At 71.7% G+C, this 16341-nt stretch carries 13 protein-coding genes; 5 read left to right on the top strand and 8 right to left on the bottom strand.

What is annotated here, in order from left to right; translation table 11 throughout:
• Positions 1 to 24: 24 nt before the first annotated feature.
• Positions 25 to 756 carry a Mut7-C RNAse domain-containing protein gene (locus ACZ404_RS22680; RefSeq protein WP_468442600.1) on the top strand — a complete coding sequence of 244 codons (732 nt, stop codon included), beginning with the start codon at positions 25 to 27 and terminating at the stop codon, positions 754 to 756.
• On the opposite strand, the gene ACZ404_RS22675 is transcribed toward ACZ404_RS22680, so the two are convergent.
• The 6 genes from ACZ404_RS22675 to ACZ404_RS22650 all read right to left on the bottom strand — a co-directional run bounded on the left by ACZ404_RS22675 (position 753) and on the right by ACZ404_RS22650 (position 10056).
• On the bottom strand, positions 753 to 3155 hold the full coding sequence (locus ACZ404_RS22675; RefSeq protein ID WP_468442598.1) for a galactose oxidase-like domain-containing protein: 2403 nt from the start codon (positions 3153 to 3155) through the stop codon (positions 753 to 755). The two genes, ACZ404_RS22680 and ACZ404_RS22675, sit on opposite strands and share 4 nt — an antisense overlap.
• Positions 3152 to 4330 (bottom strand): glycosyltransferase, encoded by a 1179-nt coding sequence (locus tag ACZ404_RS22670; RefSeq protein ID WP_468442596.1) that lies wholly within the window; start codon positions 4328 to 4330, stop codon positions 3152 to 3154. Before ACZ404_RS22670 ends, ACZ404_RS22675 begins: the two co-directional genes overlap by 4 nt.
• Positions 4327 to 5973: an ArnT family glycosyltransferase gene (locus tag ACZ404_RS22665; RefSeq protein WP_468442594.1), complete on the bottom strand. Its 1647-nt coding sequence runs from the start codon at positions 5971 to 5973 to the stop codon at positions 4327 to 4329. Before ACZ404_RS22665 ends, ACZ404_RS22670 begins: the two co-directional genes overlap by 4 nt.
• Positions 5970 to 7238, bottom strand: coding sequence for a glycosyltransferase (locus tag ACZ404_RS22660; protein WP_468442592.1), 1269 nt, complete (start codon positions 7236 to 7238; stop codon positions 5970 to 5972). The genes ACZ404_RS22665 and ACZ404_RS22660 overlap by 4 nt, the downstream gene beginning before the upstream one ends.
• 213 nt (positions 7239 to 7451) lie before the next feature.
• A complete protein-coding gene (locus ACZ404_RS22655; RefSeq protein ID WP_468442590.1) occupies positions 7452 to 9485 on the bottom strand; it encodes a thioredoxin domain-containing protein in 2034 nt (677 codons plus the stop codon).
• Positions 9466 to 10056 carry an ArsR/SmtB family transcription factor gene (locus ACZ404_RS22650; RefSeq protein ID WP_468442588.1) on the bottom strand — a complete coding sequence of 197 codons (591 nt, stop codon included), beginning with the start codon at positions 10054 to 10056 and terminating at the stop codon, positions 9466 to 9468. The genes ACZ404_RS22655 and ACZ404_RS22650 overlap by 20 nt, the downstream gene beginning before the upstream one ends.
• 142 nt (positions 10057 to 10198) lie before the next feature.
• On the opposite strand from ACZ404_RS22650, the gene ACZ404_RS22645 reads away from it, so the two are divergent.
• Together ACZ404_RS22645 and ACZ404_RS22640 are read left to right on the top strand one after the other, a co-directional pair.
• Entirely contained in the window at positions 10199 to 10597 is a 399-nt protein-coding gene (locus ACZ404_RS22645; protein ID WP_468442586.1) for a hypothetical protein, read from the top strand.
• 77 nt (positions 10598 to 10674) lie between these two features.
• Complete coding sequence (locus tag ACZ404_RS22640) at positions 10675 to 13878, top strand: tetratricopeptide repeat protein (protein WP_468442584.1); 3204 nt, start codon at positions 10675 to 10677, stop codon at positions 13876 to 13878.
• A 57-nt stretch (positions 13879 to 13935) separates the two neighbouring features.
• Here ACZ404_RS22640 and ACZ404_RS22635 read toward each other — a convergent pair whose 3' ends face one another.
• Both ACZ404_RS22635 and mca read right to left on the bottom strand, forming a co-directional pair.
• Positions 13936 to 14199 carry a hypothetical protein gene (locus tag ACZ404_RS22635; RefSeq protein ID WP_468442582.1) on the bottom strand — a complete coding sequence of 88 codons (264 nt, stop codon included), beginning with the start codon at positions 14197 to 14199 and terminating at the stop codon, positions 13936 to 13938.
• The gene (gene mca / locus ACZ404_RS22630; RefSeq protein ID WP_468442580.1) at positions 14192 to 15073 is read right to left on the bottom strand and encodes a mycothiol conjugate amidase Mca; all 882 of its coding nucleotides are present in this window, start codon (positions 15071 to 15073) and stop codon (positions 14192 to 14194) included. Before mca ends, ACZ404_RS22635 begins: the two co-directional genes overlap by 8 nt.
• A 156-nt stretch (positions 15074 to 15229) precedes the next feature.
• Here mca and ACZ404_RS22625 point away from each other — a divergent pair, with 156 nt between their 5' ends.
• Complete coding sequence (locus tag ACZ404_RS22625) at positions 15230 to 15628, top strand: DUF4307 domain-containing protein (RefSeq protein ID WP_468442578.1); 399 nt, start codon at positions 15230 to 15232, stop codon at positions 15626 to 15628.
• Between the two features lie 172 nt (positions 15629 to 15800).
• Positions 15801 to 16301 (top strand): transcription elongation factor GreA, encoded by a 501-nt coding sequence (gene greA / locus ACZ404_RS22620; RefSeq protein ID WP_453173543.1) that lies wholly within the window; start codon positions 15801 to 15803, stop codon positions 16299 to 16301.
• Positions 16302 to 16341: the final 40 nt, after the last annotated feature.

Genomic DNA, 16341 nt, shown 5'->3' with positions numbered 1-16341 from the left:
CACCGTCCGTGCCATCCTGACCGGGTGAACGGTCCCGAGATCCTTGTCGAAGTCGCGCCCGGCCTGCAGGTGTTCGTGCCACCCGCCCGGCGTGCCGGAGCGATTGCCCTGCCCACGGACGGCGTCTCCACGCTCGGCCATGTGATCGAGTCCCTCGGGATCCCGCTCACCGAGGTGGGCACGCTGGTCGTCGACGGCCGTACGGTGTCGCCGTCCCACCTCCCGGCGGCGGGCGAGCATGTCGCGGTGCGGGCGGTCGAACGCCCCCAGCAGGTGCCCGGCGCTCCCCTCCGCTTCCTCCTCGACGTCCACCTCGGCACGCTGGCCCGCCGGCTGCGGCTGCTCGGCGTGGACACGGCGTACGAGTCGACCGACATCGGCGACCCGGCGCTCGCCTCGCGCTCGGCGGCCGAGAAGCGGGTGATGCTGAGCCGCGACCGCGGGCTGCTGCGCCGCCGCGAGCTGTGGGCGGGCGCTTTCATCTACAGCACCCGGCCCGACGACCAGCTCCAGGACGTCCTCGACCGCTTCGCCCCCGACCTCCAGCCCTGGACCCGCTGCACGGCCTGCAACGGCCTGCTCCGCCAAGCCACCAAGGAGGAGGTCGCCGACCAGCTCAAACACGGCACCCAGCGCTCGTACGACGTCTTCGCCCAGTGCACGGCCTGCGGCCGCGCCTACTGGAAGGGCGCGCACCACGACCAGCTCGAGGCCATCGTGAAGCGCGCCCTGACCGGGTACTCCGAGCGCGGCTAGCGCCGGCTCACGTCTCCCTTCCCGCAGGCGGTGCCGTCCCGGTTCGGGTCCAGGCCGAGCGGGTCGTCGGCGCCGTTCACCTTCAGGCGGCCGTAGTGGTTCCGCTTCAGCCAGGTGCAGCGGGCGGCCGTCGTCCTCCTGACCTGCTCCGGGAACGCCGTGGGCACGCACACGTTGATCGATCCGTAGTGGCGGTCGCAGCCGGAGATCGTCGGGCTGACCTTCTGCGCGGCCCGCTTCTTGCCGGGCCCGGAGACCTTGCCCTGCAGGGAGTCGGCGAAAGCGTGCACGTGCGGCGAGGCGGCGGAGGCGCTCAGGGCCGCCGGGCCCGTCAGGTGCACCCACTTGGCCACCGACGGCACCCCGCTCGCATCCACCGCGAACAGCATGTACCAGCCGGGCGGCGCGATGTTCGGGTTGTTCGTCACGTTGAGGTCGACGTTGGTGCCGTCGACGGTCAGCGGAAGATCCACGAACCGCTGGTTGGGGTCCGAGGAGTGGGTGACCGCCGCCGGGCGGATCAGCTCGGCCTTGGCGATCGGCCGGTCCACGGTGATCCGCTGCGTGTCGCCGTACTTCCACTCCTGGCTGATCACCGAGGTGATCGCCGGACGCGTGCCCCGGTACAGGTAGGGCGGGGTGTAGATCGACACGTTGTGGTTCCAGGTGCCGTTGCCCGGGTTGTCGCCGGTGGCCATCACCCGCCCGTCGGGCAGCAGGAACGCCGAGGAGTGGTAGCCGCGGGACTGCGGGTCGGCGGCCACGGGGTCGAAGGTGTTGGTGCCGGGGTCGTAGATCGAGGACTCGTACACCGGGTTGGCCCGGTTGTGCAGGGCGCCACCGGTCTCCAGCACCTTGCCGTCGGGCAGCAGGACGGCGGAGACGTACATCTTGCCCTGGTTGCCGGTCTCCGCGACCTTGCCGCCCCCGAGGTCGACCGTGCCCTGCGGGATCGGCGGCCCGGCGACGTACCCCGGGTTCGCCTGCTTCAGGTCGATCAGGTCGGTCAGGCGGTTGGCGTCCGGGTTGGAGTCGATGTTGCCGCCGCCGATCGTCAGCACCCGCTGGTCCTGCGCCGGGGGCAGCAGCACGCTCGCCGACTGGTCCCGCTCGTCCTTGTTCTGCAGGCCGGGGATCTGCGTGATGGTGTTGGCGCCGTAGTCGTAGATCGCCGAGCCGGTGCCGGGGATGTTGTTGCCGAAGACATGGCTGCCCGTGTAGAAGAGCCGGCCGTCCTGCATCAGGATCATCGCCGGGTACAGACCCCAGTAGGACCAGGTCTGGTTGACCTGCGACAGCGGCAGCCACTTGTTCTGCGCGTAACTGAACTTCTCCGCCGTCACCGACCCGGTGGAGTCCTCGCGCAGCCCGCCGAAGGTGATGACGTCACCGTTGCCCAGCTCGGTCGCCGACGGATACCAGTGGCCGTCGTTCAGGTCGTTGGTCTTGCTGTAGGTCTCGGTCTTCGGGTCGAAGATGTACGAGTCCTTGAACCCCTCGTACCCGTGGCCGCCGGCGACCGGGTACGCCTTGTTGCCGCTCATCACCAGCACCCGCCCGTCCTGCAGCTGAACGTGCCCGGCGCAGAACATGTCCTTGGGTGTGGGGATGACCTTGTAGGTGCCCTTCGCCGGGTCGTACACCGCGGAGGTGAAGGTCCCCGCGTTGAACTGCTCCTCGCTGTTGCCGGACCCGGCGATCAGCAGCACCTTGCCGTTCTTCAGCACGACGGAGTGCATGGAGCGGACCGGGTTCTGCGTCGCCATCACCGACCAACTGCCGTTCGCGCACTGGTCGTTCGTGCCGGTGCACTGGGCGGGCGGGACGGTGTCCGGGACCTGCTCCATGGTGTAGTCGTCGGTGGTCGCCGACCCCGTGCCGTACACGGAGACGCCCCAGGTGATGCGGTCGGTGCCCACCGGGACCTCCGGGGTGCGCACGGTCGCCCGTGTCCACGCCGACGCCATGTCCAGCGTCTTGAGGTCGGTCCAGTACTGCCAGCCGGCGGTGGCGTCGTGCCGGAAGAGGGTGACGTTGGCGTCCGGTGTCGTGGTCTTGTACCAGAGCCCGAGGTCGTACTGCTTGCCGACGCTCACCACCGGCGCGCAGTCGGTGGACTCGGTGATCAGCGCCTTGCGGTCGCCCTCGGTGCGCCGGGTCAGCGTGACCTGCATGGCCTTGGTCCCGGAGTGCGCGTCCGGCACGGTGGCGAAGCTGAAGTCGTTGTCGCCCCAGCCGGACTTCTCCCAGCAGTACGGCATGTCACCGGTGCCCGCGGTCTCGAACCCCGGGTTCTTCACCAGGTTGGCGGCCTGGGCCGGCTCGGGGGCGGTCAGAAGCAGACCGGCGGTCAGGGCCCCGACCCCGACCAGCGCGACCCGTCTGCGGCGTATGTTCACACGGCTCTCCTTGAGGTCGTACGGTTCCCGCGGCGGCGGCGCGGGAGATACACCAGCGCTTCGGTTCCGGCGAAGCGGAGGACGAAGGTCAGGACCAGGGCGAGTGCGGTGGCGGGCAGCGCGCCCATGCCGAACCGGTCCACGAAGAGGGCGATCAGCGGAATGCGCAGCACCAGGTCGGCGTTGGCCAGCACCGCGAACCGGCCCAGGCGGTCCCACCAGCGGCGGTGCGCGCGCCGGTCGCGGAACAGCAGCTGCTCGATGAGCAGGAAGTTCCAGGCGACGCCCACCTGGTTGGCGAGGATCTCGGCGGGCACGTAGTGCATCCCGAGGACCGTGAGGACGTAGAGGCCGAGCAGGTTGGGCACGAAGCCGCTCGCCCCGATCAGCCCGAAGCCGACCATGCGCGCGAGCGGGGAGGCGGTGCGCAGCCCGGCCAGGTGGCGCAGGAAGCGGAAGCCCTCCTGCGCGGTCGACTTGGACTCGCCGGCGAACCGGTCCTGGAAGACGAACGGCACCTCGGCGACCTGCCGGGGACGGCTGCGCACCGCCAGCTCCAGCAGGATCTTGTAGCCCAGGGGTTTCAGGACATCGGCGGTGACGGCGCTGCGCCGAATGGCGAAGAAGCCGCTCATCGGGTCGCTGATGCCGTGCAGGCGGCGCGGGAAGAGGGCCTTGGTGAGCCAGGTCGCGCCGCGTGAGACGGCCACCCGGTAGCTGCCGGCGAGACCGGCCCGGCTGCCGCCCTTGATGTACCGGGAGGCGACGACGAGCCCGGCGTTCGCCCGCTCGCCGGTGGCCACCAGCTCCGGCACCAGGGACGGCGGGTGCTGGCAGTCGCCGTCCATGACGACGACCCACTCCGAGGCCGCCGCCCTCAGCCCCTCCACGACCGCCCCGCCGAGCCCGCCCACCGGCTCCTCGCGGTGCAGCACGGCCACCGGGAACGGGCAGTCCTTGGCGGCCTCGCGGATCACCTCGGGGGTGTCGTCGGTGGAGTCGTCCACGAAGAGGACCTCGCAGGGCAGCCGGGCGGGCACCGACTCGGTGATCCGGTGCAGCAACTGCCGGACGTTCGCCGACTCGTTGAACGTCGGGACGACGATGGTGACGGCCCCGGGTTCCGGGACTTCGACGGCCTCGAGGCCGGGGACGGGAGCGGTGTACTCGGTCACCGGGCGCCTCCCGCGGCACGGACCTGCCGGATCTCGATGCGGTCCGGGCCGCTGCCGAAGGCGGCGACCGGGGTGGAGTGCTGGATGGCGGCCTTCACGGTGGGCAGGTCCTTGGCGTCGCGGCGGACGGTCGGCGAGGCGACGACATAGTCGACGTCACGCCAGCCGTGGGGCAAGGTCTTGCTGACGGCCGGGTCGAGATCCGCCTTGTAGAACCAGATGGCTCCGAGCCCGGGACGGTACCCGGCGTGCACGAGGTCCAGCCACAGGGCGTCGTCCACCAGGACCCGGGTGCGCCCGGGGTCCGCGACCTCGCTGCCGAGCCAGGCCGAGGCCTGCCGGTAGGGCCGGTTGGCGTCGGCGGTGACGGCGGTGCGGTCGCCGTCGTACCAGTGCGGTACGACGTAGGCGCCGGCGGCGAGGGCGAGGACGGCCGCGAGCGCGTACCGTCCGGCGGTGACGTACCGGCGCTCGCTCTGCGTGCGCCACCTGTGCAGGACCGCCCGCGTGACGGAGGCGGCGCCGCCGGCCAGGACCAGGGCGAGGAAGGGCAGTGCCCCGATGACGTACATGGCGGGCAGATAGCCGTTCGGTCGCAGGGCCACGGCGGCCAGGATCGCGACGGTCAGGGCCGGTCCGGCGAGCGCGCGGGCGGTGACCGACCAGCGCCAGGTCAGGAGCAGCAGCAGGGCTCCGGCGAGGCCGCCGAGGGGCAGCACCGTGTCGTAGTAGAGCCAGGAGTGCAGGACGCCGTAGGAGCCGGAGGAGGTGTCCAGGACGAAGCCCGAGCCGGGCCGGGACATCTGGTAGGTGATGCCGTCCCACAGCGAGACGTGCCCGGCGCCGGGGAACAACTCGCCCTTCAGCAGGGCGAACAGCGGGTAGGAGAAGCCGATCAGGGCGCAGGCGGTGACGGCTCCGGTGAGGGCGAACTTGCGGGTGTCGCGGTGGCTGTGCCGCCACATGGTGACGAACAGGGCGGGCAGGACGACGAGCATCGTCTCCTTGGTGAGCACGCCCGCCGCCGCCGCGAGGCCCGCGCCGAAGTGGTGCCACAGGTGCCGGCTCGGGGAGGCGGCCAGGCAGAACGCCAGCAGCAGCCACATCACGGCGATGTTGTCGAGGAAGATCTCCCGGCTGAGGACGACCGCCAGCGGCGAGAGCCCGAACAGGGCCATGCCGAGCCCGGCGGCCCAGCGCGGCAGGGAGAGCCGGCGCCCGAGGACGTAGACGAGGACCGCGCTGACGGCGCCGATTCCCAGCATCACGAGCCGCATGGTGCCCACGGTCATCGACCCGGGGCTGACCGCCGAGGGGATCCAGCTCAGCACGGCTATCTGGAGCCAGCCGAACGGCGGATGGTCGTACCAGTAGGTGTAGTGGGCCAGGCCCCGGCCCTGCTGGACGGCCCAGGCCTGGGCGAGGTAGGTGCCCTCGTCGTCGCTGAGCGTCGGGTAGTCGGCGATGTTCCAGCCCTGGACGGCCAGGATCGCCACCAGCAGGACCCCGCACAGCAGCAGGTCGGGGCGGGACGAGCGGAGCCGCTCCGGGGGCCTCGTGGGGCCGGTCGGACCGGCTTGCGGCACAGGCGGGCGTTGCGCGGGGACCTTCGCTGCGGTCGCCGCGGGAAGGGTCGAGGTCACGCGGGAACGTCCTCTCGGATCGGCTCGGCCGCGGCGAGGTGCGCGCCGACGTGCGTGGTCAGCTCCCAGTCGTTGCGGCCGCGTTGCTCGCGCCACACGGCGCGGATCGCGGCCCCGGCGAGGAGGACCTGGTAGAACGGGCCGCCCACGATGAGTTTGGCGTAGTGGACGAAGCGGACCCGCAGCCCGTACTGCTTGCCGAAGTCGTGCAGTCCGACCACCTCGAAGACGAAGGTGACGGCGGCGGTGACCAGCGGCAGGAAGGTGAGGAAGGCGACCCCCACCGGCACGTCCAGGAACAGCGCGACGGCCGCGTTGAGCGGGATGATCACGCCGGAGAAGGCCTGCAGGAACGGGGTCATCAGCGTGTACCGGGCCAGCAGCCGCTGCCGCAGGGCGGGCAGTTGCCGCCAGTCCTTCTTCCGGTAGACCTGCAGGAATCCCTGGTTCCAGCGGGTGCGCTGCTTCAGCAGCGACATCAGCGAGCCCGGGGTCTCCTCCCGGGTGACCATGTCGGAGTCGTAGGCGACGACGACCTTCTTGCCCACGCTGGACAGGCGCACGCCCAGGTCGCAGTCCTCGGCAAGGCAGTTGGGGTCCCAGCCGCCCGCTTCCCTGAGGACGTCGGTCCGTACGAAGACGGTGTTGCCGCCGAGCGGGATGAACCCCTTCTGCGCGTGCAGGTGCAGCCGCGAGCGGAACCAGAAGAAGTACTCCAGGCAGTTGCGCAGGCTGTACCAGCTCGAGTGGAAGTTGATGAGCTGGACCCCGCCCTGCACGACGTCCGCGTCCGTCGTGCGGAACGCGTGGTCGACGTGGGCGAGCAGCTCGGGATGGACCTGGTCCTCGGCGTCGAAGACTCCGACGACGGCGCCGCGGCAGTGCGGCAGCGCGGTGTTCATGGCCTTCGGCTTGTTCTTCTTCTCGTGGGTGTCGACGACGACCCGCACCCGCCGGTCCCGTTCGGCGGCCCGCTCGGCCACCGCCGTGGTCTCCGGGTCGTCGTGCCCGACGATCACGATGATCTCGAAGTCGGTGTGCGTGGACTCCAGCAGCCGCTGGATGGTGTGGTCGAGCACGGCCTGCTCGTGCCGGGCCGGCAACAGCAGTGAGAACGAGACGTGTTCGTCGCCGTCCGGTCTGCTGAACCTGGTGGAGGCCAGCACCTCGGGCGTGCGCCAGGCGTGCATCTGCCACCACAGGGTGAAAGCCGCCATCCAGAACAGGGCCAGTGAAACGGCAGCGATGAAGACAGACGTCAGCAAAAAGATCCCCCCAGATCCCCATTACCCCCTGTGCGCGCGACGGTGTGTCACCGTGGCGCGCCGCTGTGCAGAGACTAGGGGGGATCTGTGAAGTACGAGACCTGTTCTTATAAATAGCTTGTTTCGGAACGGGGTGCGGGTAACGGGATCAAACCGAACAGCTGCTCATATTTGCCCTCTTCGGGACTCCGTTCTCCCGCCTGTTCACGCTGCTCAGCGGGCCTGGACCGCCGCGCCCAGCCGTTCCGGATCCGTCGTCGGCGCGTCACAGGTGAAGTTGCGGCAGACGTACGCCGCCGCATCGCCGCCGACGAGCGGGCGGTCTGCGAGGAGCGGGAACTCGTCACTGTCCGGAGTCCCCACGGCGACGACCGCGCCGGGGGCGGTGCCCAGAAGTGCCGTACGGTGCAGGGCGGTTGTCCGCTCCTCACCGAGGGACGGCCCGACGACCGCGACCTCCTTGGGCCCGTCGAGCAGCGCCTCGGCGACCGCCAGCCCCCAGCCGATGAACCGGGGCACGCGCGGCCCGAGCGCCTTGACCACGCCCAACGCCCGCTCGGCGGCGCTCCGGTGGACCTCGGAGCCGGTGTGCGCGGCGTAGCCCAGCAGCGCGCCGGCCGCCGCCGTCCAGCCGGAGGGGGTGGCGTTGTCGGTGGGGTCCTGGGGGCGCCGGATGAGCTGCTCGGCGTCGGCGGCGGTGTCGTACAGGGCGCCGGTGGCGGGGTCGGTGAAGCGGGTCAGCACGTGGTCGAGCAGCAGCCCGGCGAAGTCCAGCCACACGCCCTCGCCGGTGACGGACGCGAGCGCGAGGAAGCCCTCGGCGACGTCGGCGTAGTCCTCCAGCACGCCCGCGTTGGGCCCGACCCGGCCGTCCCGGCTGGTCCGGGCGAGTCGGGCGTGCTCGTCGAGGTGCACCCGTACGAGCAGGTCGGCGGCGCCGACGGCGGCCTCGACCAGGTCCGGGCGGCCGAAGTAGGCGCCGGTTTCGGCGAGTGCTGCGATCACGAGCCCGTTCCAGGCGGCGACGACCTTGTCGTCCCGCCCGGGCGCGGCCCGCCGCGCCCGCCTCTCGAACAGCCGGGCCTTGACGGACGCGATCCGTTCGGCGTCGAACACCTCGTCCTGCTGGGGCAGTTGCAACACCGACCGGCCGTGCTCGAAGGTGCCCTCCTCGGTCACGCCGAAGTACTGGGCGGCGAGGGCGGCGTCCTGCTCCCCGAGGGTCTCGCGGAGCTGCTCGGGGCTCCACACGTAGTACGCCCCCTCGACGTGCCGGCCCGCCCCGTCGTCACTGTCGGCGTCGAGCGCGGAGGCGAACCCGCCCTCGGCGGTCCGCAGTTCCCGCACCATGAAGTCGGCGGTCTCCAGCGCGACCCGGCGCGCGAGGTCCGACCCGGTGGCCCGCCACAGGTGGGCGTACACCCGGCACAGCAGGGCGTTGTCGTACAGCATCTTCTCGAAGTGCGGCACGACCCAGTCCCGGTCGACGGAGTACCGGGCGAACCCGCCGCCGAGCTGGTCGTAGATGCCGCCCCGGGCCATCCGCTCGCACGTGTCCCGGGCCATCTGCAGGGCGCCCTCGGCGCCGGTGCGGGCGTGGTGGCGCAGCAGGAACTCCAGCGCCATGGACGGCGGGAACTTGGGGGCACCGCCGAATCCGCCGCGCTGCGCGTCGTATTCCCGGGTGAGGCCGAGCAGCGCCTGCGCGAGCTCCTGCTCCCCCGGGCTCTGGGCGCCGTGGTAGCCGATCTCCCGCTGGGCGAGGTCCCGGACGATCTTCCCGGCGACCTCCCCGACCTCGTCCCGCCGGTCCGCCCAGGCGTGCCGGACCCCCTCCAGCACCTGCCGGAAGGAGGGCATGCCGTGCCGGGGACGCGGCGGGAAGTACGTCCCGAAGTAGAAGGGCTCCGCGTCCGGGGTCAGGAACACGGTCATGGGCCAGCCGCCCTGCCCGGTGGCCGCCTGCACGGCCTCCATGTAGACGGCGTCGACGTCGGGGCGCTCCTCGCGGTCGACCTTGATGCTGACGAAGTGCTCGTTGAGGTAGTCGGCGGTGGCCTGGTCCTCGAAGGATTCGGAAGCCATGACGTGGCACCAGTGACAGCTCGAATATCCGACGCTCAGCAGTACGGGCTTGTCCGCCGCGCGGGCCCGGTCGAAGGCCTCGGCCGACCACGGCCACCAGTCGACGGGGTTCTCGGCGTGCTGGAGGAGGTACGGGGACGTCTCATGGGCCAGTCGGTTCACCGTTCCACTCTCCCACGGGCTCCGGCACCGCGTAGAAACGCAGCGACACCGGGCGTGCCCCCTCGGGGGCCTCGTCGCGGGCGTGGCCGTAGCGGTCGAGCAGGGCGTGGTACTCCCGCAGGAAGGCGAGGAGTTCCTCCCTGGTCATCCAGGTTCCGTGGCGCTGGACCTGGGCCCAGCCCTCGGGGCCGCGGTACTCCTGGTGGGCGCGGCGGAAGAGGGCGGTGTCGACCTCGATCTTGAGGTGGGCGAGCCGGGCGGCGGCCGCGTACTCCTCGGGGGACATGCCGGCCGGGTCGGGGGTGGTGTGGCTGAAGGGCAGGGCGCGCCACCAGCGCTCCCGGCCGCCCGACTTCTCGGGGATCTCCTCGATGAGCCGCTGCTCGGCGAGTTTGCGCAGGTGGTAGCTGGTGGTGCCGGAGCTCTCGCCGAGCTCGCGGGCGAGGACGGTGGAGTTCGCCTCGCCGTGCCGGCCGAGGTAGTCGAGGATCCGGCGGCGCAGGGGGTTGCCGAGGGACTTGTAGAGGGCGGTGCGCTCAAGGCTGGTCATCTCGGACATGCCGTCGGTCATGCCGTCACGGTAACCCTGGCGACCCCGAGACGTCCCCGAGGTTCGCCGAATTTTCTTTGCAGACGTTTCTCTGCAGTCTAGGGTGGTAGCCGTACAGCCGATGACCGAACGGGACCGTGGACGGACCGAGGGGGCCTGGGTGATGGAACGCCGGACGCGCTGGAGTCGCTGGACCCGCTGGACGCTCATCGTGCTCGGCACCGCTTCCGTGCTGCTCGTGCCCTGGATGATCGTGCTGGCCCGGACCCTCCCGGGCAGTACGGAGGTGCGGCACTGGTCGCTGGCCTGGATCGGCCTCGACGTCCTCATGGCCACGGGCTGCGCCGCCACCGCCCTACTGGGCCTGCGCGGCGATCCCCGAGCCCGCCTCACGGCGTCGGCGACGGCGTCCGTGGCCGTGCTGGACGCCTGGTTCGACATAACGACCGCGCCGTCCGGCGCCCAACTCGCCGAGGCCGTGGGCTGCGCGGTGGCGGAGGGCGCTCTCGCGGGAGCGTGCGTGTTCCTCGCCCTGTCCCGGCGCATCGCCGCCGGCCGCTGATCGACACCCTCTCGCCAACCCGGCTCCCCCCAAGGACACTCATGGGCAAAGGAGTTGTTGCCGGAGGGGGACGGGACATGCGGGACGGCCATCGGGCGGAGGCCGAGCGGCTGCTGGTGCGGGCCGTGGAGGAGGAGGTACGGCGCTCCGGCGGGCGGACCGACGGACAGGTGCTGCTGACGCGGGCGCGGGACGCGCTGGACACCATGGCGCGCACGGCCGCCGAGGAGTACGAGGCCTACACGCGCGCGCTCGACGAGACCGAGGCCGGCCGCCTCACCTTCGGCCAGCGCTACGCCCGGGAGGGTGCCGGTACGGCGCTCCTGGTGGCCGCGGTCGCCGCGGTGGCCGCCGCCGTGGCCGACCTGTCCCTCGGGACCGGCACCGGCACGGCCGTCGGCGCGGGTGTCGCCGTGGGCGTGGTGGGTGCCGCCGCGACGGTGGTGAAGGTGGCCGGCGCCCATCTGCCCGCCGCCCACCACCGCGCCGGTGCAGCCGGCCAGCCCGGCGGCCCTGAGCAGCTGCGGCTGCAGTGGCTGACCGCGCTGGAGGTGCGCGGCATCCGCCCCTTCCTCGACCAGCAGCGGGTCATCAGCGCCTCCACGGGCCCGAAGAAGGCCGCCGGCCCGGTTCTGCGCGGCGCGGACAAGAGCGCGGCGGCCCGCCGGCGCACGGTGCTGGAGCAGTCCTTCGGCCAGCTCCCCGAGCCGGCCGGCCCGTTCGCGGGGCGCCGCCAGGAGCTGGCGCGGATCAGACAGTGGGCGCAGGCGGCCCGGGCGGCCACGGAGACCCGGCCGACGGTGGTCGTGCTGCACGGCGAGCCCGGCTCGGGCCGCTCGACGCTCGCGGTCCGCGCGGCGCACGACCTGCGGGACCACTTCCGCGGAGCGGTGGTCGTGGATCTGCGCGGCGGCAGCCGGGAGGAGCCGCCGCTGCCCACCCGGGATGCCCTGCTGCACCTGCTCAACCGGCTCGGCGCACCCCGCGAGCAGCTGCTGTTCCGCGAGCGCTCCTCCCCCGACCAACAGGTCAAGCGGCTCGGCGAGCTGTACCACCGGCATCTGACCGGTCTGCCGGTCACGATCGTGCTGGACGACGCCTCGGACCCCGAGCAGGTGCGCGCCCTGGTGCCGGAGCACTCCGACAGCCTGGTCCTGGTCACCGTCCGTACCGCCCTGGAGCTGCCCGCGGACCTCGCGGCCTGGGTGCACCACCTCCCCGTCCGGGCCCTCGACGCGGCGGGCGCCGAGGAGCTGCTGGGCGCGGCCGCGGAGGACGCCGCGGGGCCGTACGACGCCGAGTCCGCCGACCGGGTCCGGGAGCTGTGCGGCGGGCTGCCGCTGGCGCTGCGCGTCGCGGGCTCCGCGCTCGGCCCGCGCTCACCCCGGCAGCTGGCCACGGAGCTCGCCGCCTACGGCCCGGTGGAGCCGGTGGAGCGCGCGCTGTGGCTGCGCTACACCGACCAGCCGGAGACCACCCGCCGGCTGCTGCGCCGGCTCGCGCTGGCCGGCCGGGCGTCGCTGGGCGCGGCGGCGGCCGCCGCCCTGCTGGCCACGGACGAGGCGGAGGCGACACGCCGGCTGACCGCCCTCGCCCGGGCCGGGCTGCTCGACCATGTGCGCGGCAACCGCTACCGGCTGCACGACGTGGTGCGCGCCTTCGCCCAGGCCCGGCTGCTGGACGAGGAGGACCCGGCCGAGCGCACCGCCGCGCAGGAACGGCTGATCGTGAACTACGCGGAGCTGGCCGACTCGGTGCTGCGGCTGGTCGACGGCAACATGTCGACGCGCTCGGACCGGTTCGGCTCGCACGGCTTCACCTCGCTGGACGAGGCGCTGCGCTGGCTGGACGACGAGTCCAGCTTCATCACGGCCGCCCTGCGCCACGCCGAGGGCGTGAACCAGGCGGCCGTGCTGAACCTGCTCGGCGCGCTGTGCGACTACTGCCTGCTGCGCGGCGACCTCTACCGTCTCGGCGAGATCAGCGAGCTGGCCCATTCCGTGGACCAGGGACTGCTGGTGCGCTCGGTGCAGTGGCGCACCGGTATCGCGGCCCGCCAGCTGGGCGAGCTGGACAAGGCGCGCGCCACCCTCGCCTCCGTCGTCGACCTCTACCGGGAGGCCCATCACGACGCCGGTGCCGCCCGCGCCCTGACCTCCCTCGGGATCACCCTGCACCACCAGGGCAACCTCACCGAGGCCGCCGCCCGGCTCCAGGAGTCACTGGACCTGCAGGCCGCCCCGGAGCTGGCCACCGACCGCGCCTGGACCATGCACGCGCTGGCGGCGGTGCAGCGCGACCGGGCCCGCCTGGCGGAGGCGCTGGACCTGCTCACCCGCTCCCTGGTGCTGCACCGCGAGGGCGGCTCGGTGCACGGCGAGGCGTGGGCGCACTTCCACCTCGGCCAGCTTGCGCTGCGCATGGGGGACGTACCGCGCGCGGAGACGGAGCTGCGGGCCGCCCTGGAGCGGTACGGCCGGACGCACGACGCCCGCGGGGAGGCCTGGGCACTGACCCAGCTGGCCCGGGCGCGGCTGGTCGACGGCGACCCCTCGCCGGCGGTGGAGGGCCTGCGCCGGGCGGCGGCCCGGCACCGGGAGAACGAGGACGCGCGCGGCGAGGCGTGGACGCTGTACTACCTCGGGCAGGCGCTGGAGGAGACCGGCGAGCTGGACCGGGCGGTGCGGGAGCTGGAGCGCTCACGGCAGATGTTCTCCCGGATGCGGGACGTCTACGGCCTCGCCTGCGCCCGGCACCACTCGGCGCGGGTCACCCGTGACCAGCGGGCCGCGCAGACCGGGTCGCTGCGCAACTCCGGCTTCGCCCGTCAGCTGCTGGTCGACGCCCGTGCCGACTTCCAGCGCATCGGCGTCGCCCACGGCGAGGCCTGGACCTGCCTGGAGCTGGCGGTCGTGGACGCGGGCAACGCCCGGCTCCCGCAGGCCCTCGCCCTGTGCGACGAGGCGCTCGCCCTGTTCACGTCCTACGGCGACCGCCGCGGCGAGGACTGGGCCCGCTTCCTGCGCTGCACCCTGCTGCCGTACGCGGCGCCGGGCGGCGTCGAGGTCGGCACCGCGGTCGCCCAGGAGGAACTGGCCCAGCTGTCCCGGACCGGCCATCCCCTGCGCGACGAGAAACTGGACGACTGCCTCTCGGCCTACGCCCTGCTCCTGGAACGCGGCATCCAGCTGGAAACGGGCTGGCAGGCCTGGCCTCTGCGCATGACCCCGGACCGCCACGCCCGCGAGGTGATGGGGGTGGCGGTACCGGCGCACGACTAGACGGCCCGCCGGGGGCGCCGGGTCCGGGGGCGGACTGCCCCCGGGGCAGCCCCTGGTTCAGCCCTGCTGGGACTCGACGTGGCCGGAGGTCTTGCCGTTGCCGGATCCCTCGGCGGCGTCCTCCCCGGAGGGCGCCTCCTTGAAGTCGACCTTCTGCATGTGCTTGCTCATCGACTTCATCAGGCCCCACACGGCCAGAGCCATCACCGCGAACACGATGAAGCCGAGGACGCCGGGGGTGACCTTGTTCTCGTCGACCTCCTTGGCGAGGGGGACGAGGTGTGTCACTGCCAGGCTCACGCTTGCGCTCATATCAGGCATTGTCCCGGATGCCCGCGAAGAGGTCGTCCTCGGGGAGGGAGGTGTCGACGAGGGACTTCGCCAGCTCGTACTCCTCCGTCGGCCAGACCTCCTTCTGGAGGTCCATCGGCACCCTGAACCAGCCGCCGTCGGGGTCGATCTGCGTGGCGTGCGCGATCAGCGCCTTGTCCCGGATCTCGAAGAAGTCGGCGCACGGGACATGCGTGGTCAGCGTCCGCTCCTTGCGCTCGAACTCCTTCCACCGCTTGAGCCAGTCGCCGTAGGGCGACTCCAGGCCGCGGGCGAGCATCGCCTGGTGCAGCGCCTCGGTGCGGGGGCGGTTGAAGCCCTGGTTGTAGTACAGCTTCAGCGGCTGGTACGCGGGCCCGAACTCCGCCTCCGGGTACTTCTCGGCGTCCGCCGCGCCGTCGAACGCCACCATCGAGATCTTGTGGGTCATGATGTGGTCGGGGTGCGGGTAGCCGCCGTTCTCGTCGTAGGTGGTGATCACCTGCGGGCGGAACGCGCGGATTTGCCGCACCAGCTCGCCGGCCGCCTTGTCGACGTCCTCCAGGGCGAAGCAGCCCTCGGGCAGCGGGGGCAGCGGGTCGCCCTCGGGCAGGCCGGAGTCGACGAAGCCGAGCCACTCCTGCCGGACGCCGAGGATCTCCCGGGCCTCGTCCATCTCCTTCTTGCGCACCTCGTGGATGTGCTCCTCGATGTACGCGTCGCCCTGGAGCTTGGGGTTGAGGATGGAACCGCGCTCTCCGCCGGTGCAGGTCACCACCAGCACGTCCACCCCTTCGGACACGTACTTCGCCATGGTGGCCGCGCCTTTGCTCGACTCGTCGTCGGGGTGCGCGTGGACGGCCATCAGTCGCAGCTGGTCAGTCAAGACTCAATCCTCGTAAGTCGGCGCCCCGTGTCTTCGGGTGCAATCCAAAGGTGCCGTCCCGCAGGGACGTCGTTGAGGGGCGGTGGTCGGGTGGCGGGCGGGAGGCTTCTATAGTGACGGAATCGGGGGGCGAATAATTCCGCGGAGAGGACGATCATGAGTACGGCGAGCACGCGGCTGCCCGAGGGCCGCTACGGCCGTTCCTCGGACGAGCGTGCCGACCGGAAGCTCAAGATCGCCGGATCGGTGCTGGGCGCGCTGCTGCTCGCGCTGGTCGGCTACTTCGCCTACCACTACGTGGTGCAGAACGAGATCAGCGCCCAGGTGATCACCTTCCAGGCGTCCGACGACGCGGTGAAGGTGCATCTGGAGGTCAACAAGGACGCCGGCGCCTCCGGCTACTGCACGCTGCGCTCGCAGGCGGCGGACGGCACAGAGGTGGGCCGGGCGGACTTCCGCTTCACCGGTCCGGCCTCGAGCATCGACAAGGTCGTCACGCTGCGCACGACGGCCAGGGGCACCACGGCAGAGCTGCTCGGCTGTCACGCCGACTGATCGTTCACCCGCAATCCGTCCGGCGTGACCTGCGTCGATGTGATTCTGGTGGCTTATGTCCTCCCCTTGCGGCCATTGAATTGTTAGGCTCGTGGTTTCGCCCATCCAAGGAGGAACATTCTTCTGGGTAGGGCGATGCTTTTGTATTCCCAGTACCGACGAGGAGCACCCTGTGACCCAGACCAGCGAGAACGTCACCTGGCTGACCCAGGAGGCGTACAACAAGCTCAAGGACGAGCTTGAGTACCTTACTGGTCCTGCGCGCACGGAGATCGCCGCCAAGATCGCGGCCGCGCGCGAGGAGGGCGACCTGCGTGAGAACGGCGGGTACCACGCGGCCAAGGAGGAGCAGGGCAAGCAGGAGCTGCGTGTGCGCCAGCTCACCCAGCTCCTGGAGAACGCCAAGGTGGGCGAGGCCCCGGCCTCCGCAGACGGTGCCGTCGCGCCGGGCATGGTCGTCACGATCGCCTTCGACGGCGACGAGGACGACACCCTGACCTTCCTGCTCGCCTCCCGCGAGTACGCGAGCGCCGACGTCGAGACCTACTCGCCGCAGTCCCCGCTCGGCGCCGGCGTCATCGGCCACAAGGTCGGCGAGGACGCGGAGTACGAGCTGCCGAACGGCAAGAAGGCCTCGGTGCGGATCCTGAAGGCCGAGCCGTACTCGGGCTGATCCCGCCGCCCCGGATCGACCTCGGGCCCCCGGCGTCCGC

Source organism: Streptomyces sp. NPDC030798 (assembly GCF_055572275.1).
Note: the sequence above shows the minus strand (reverse complement) of the source record. Positions and strands in the feature narration are given on the sequence as shown.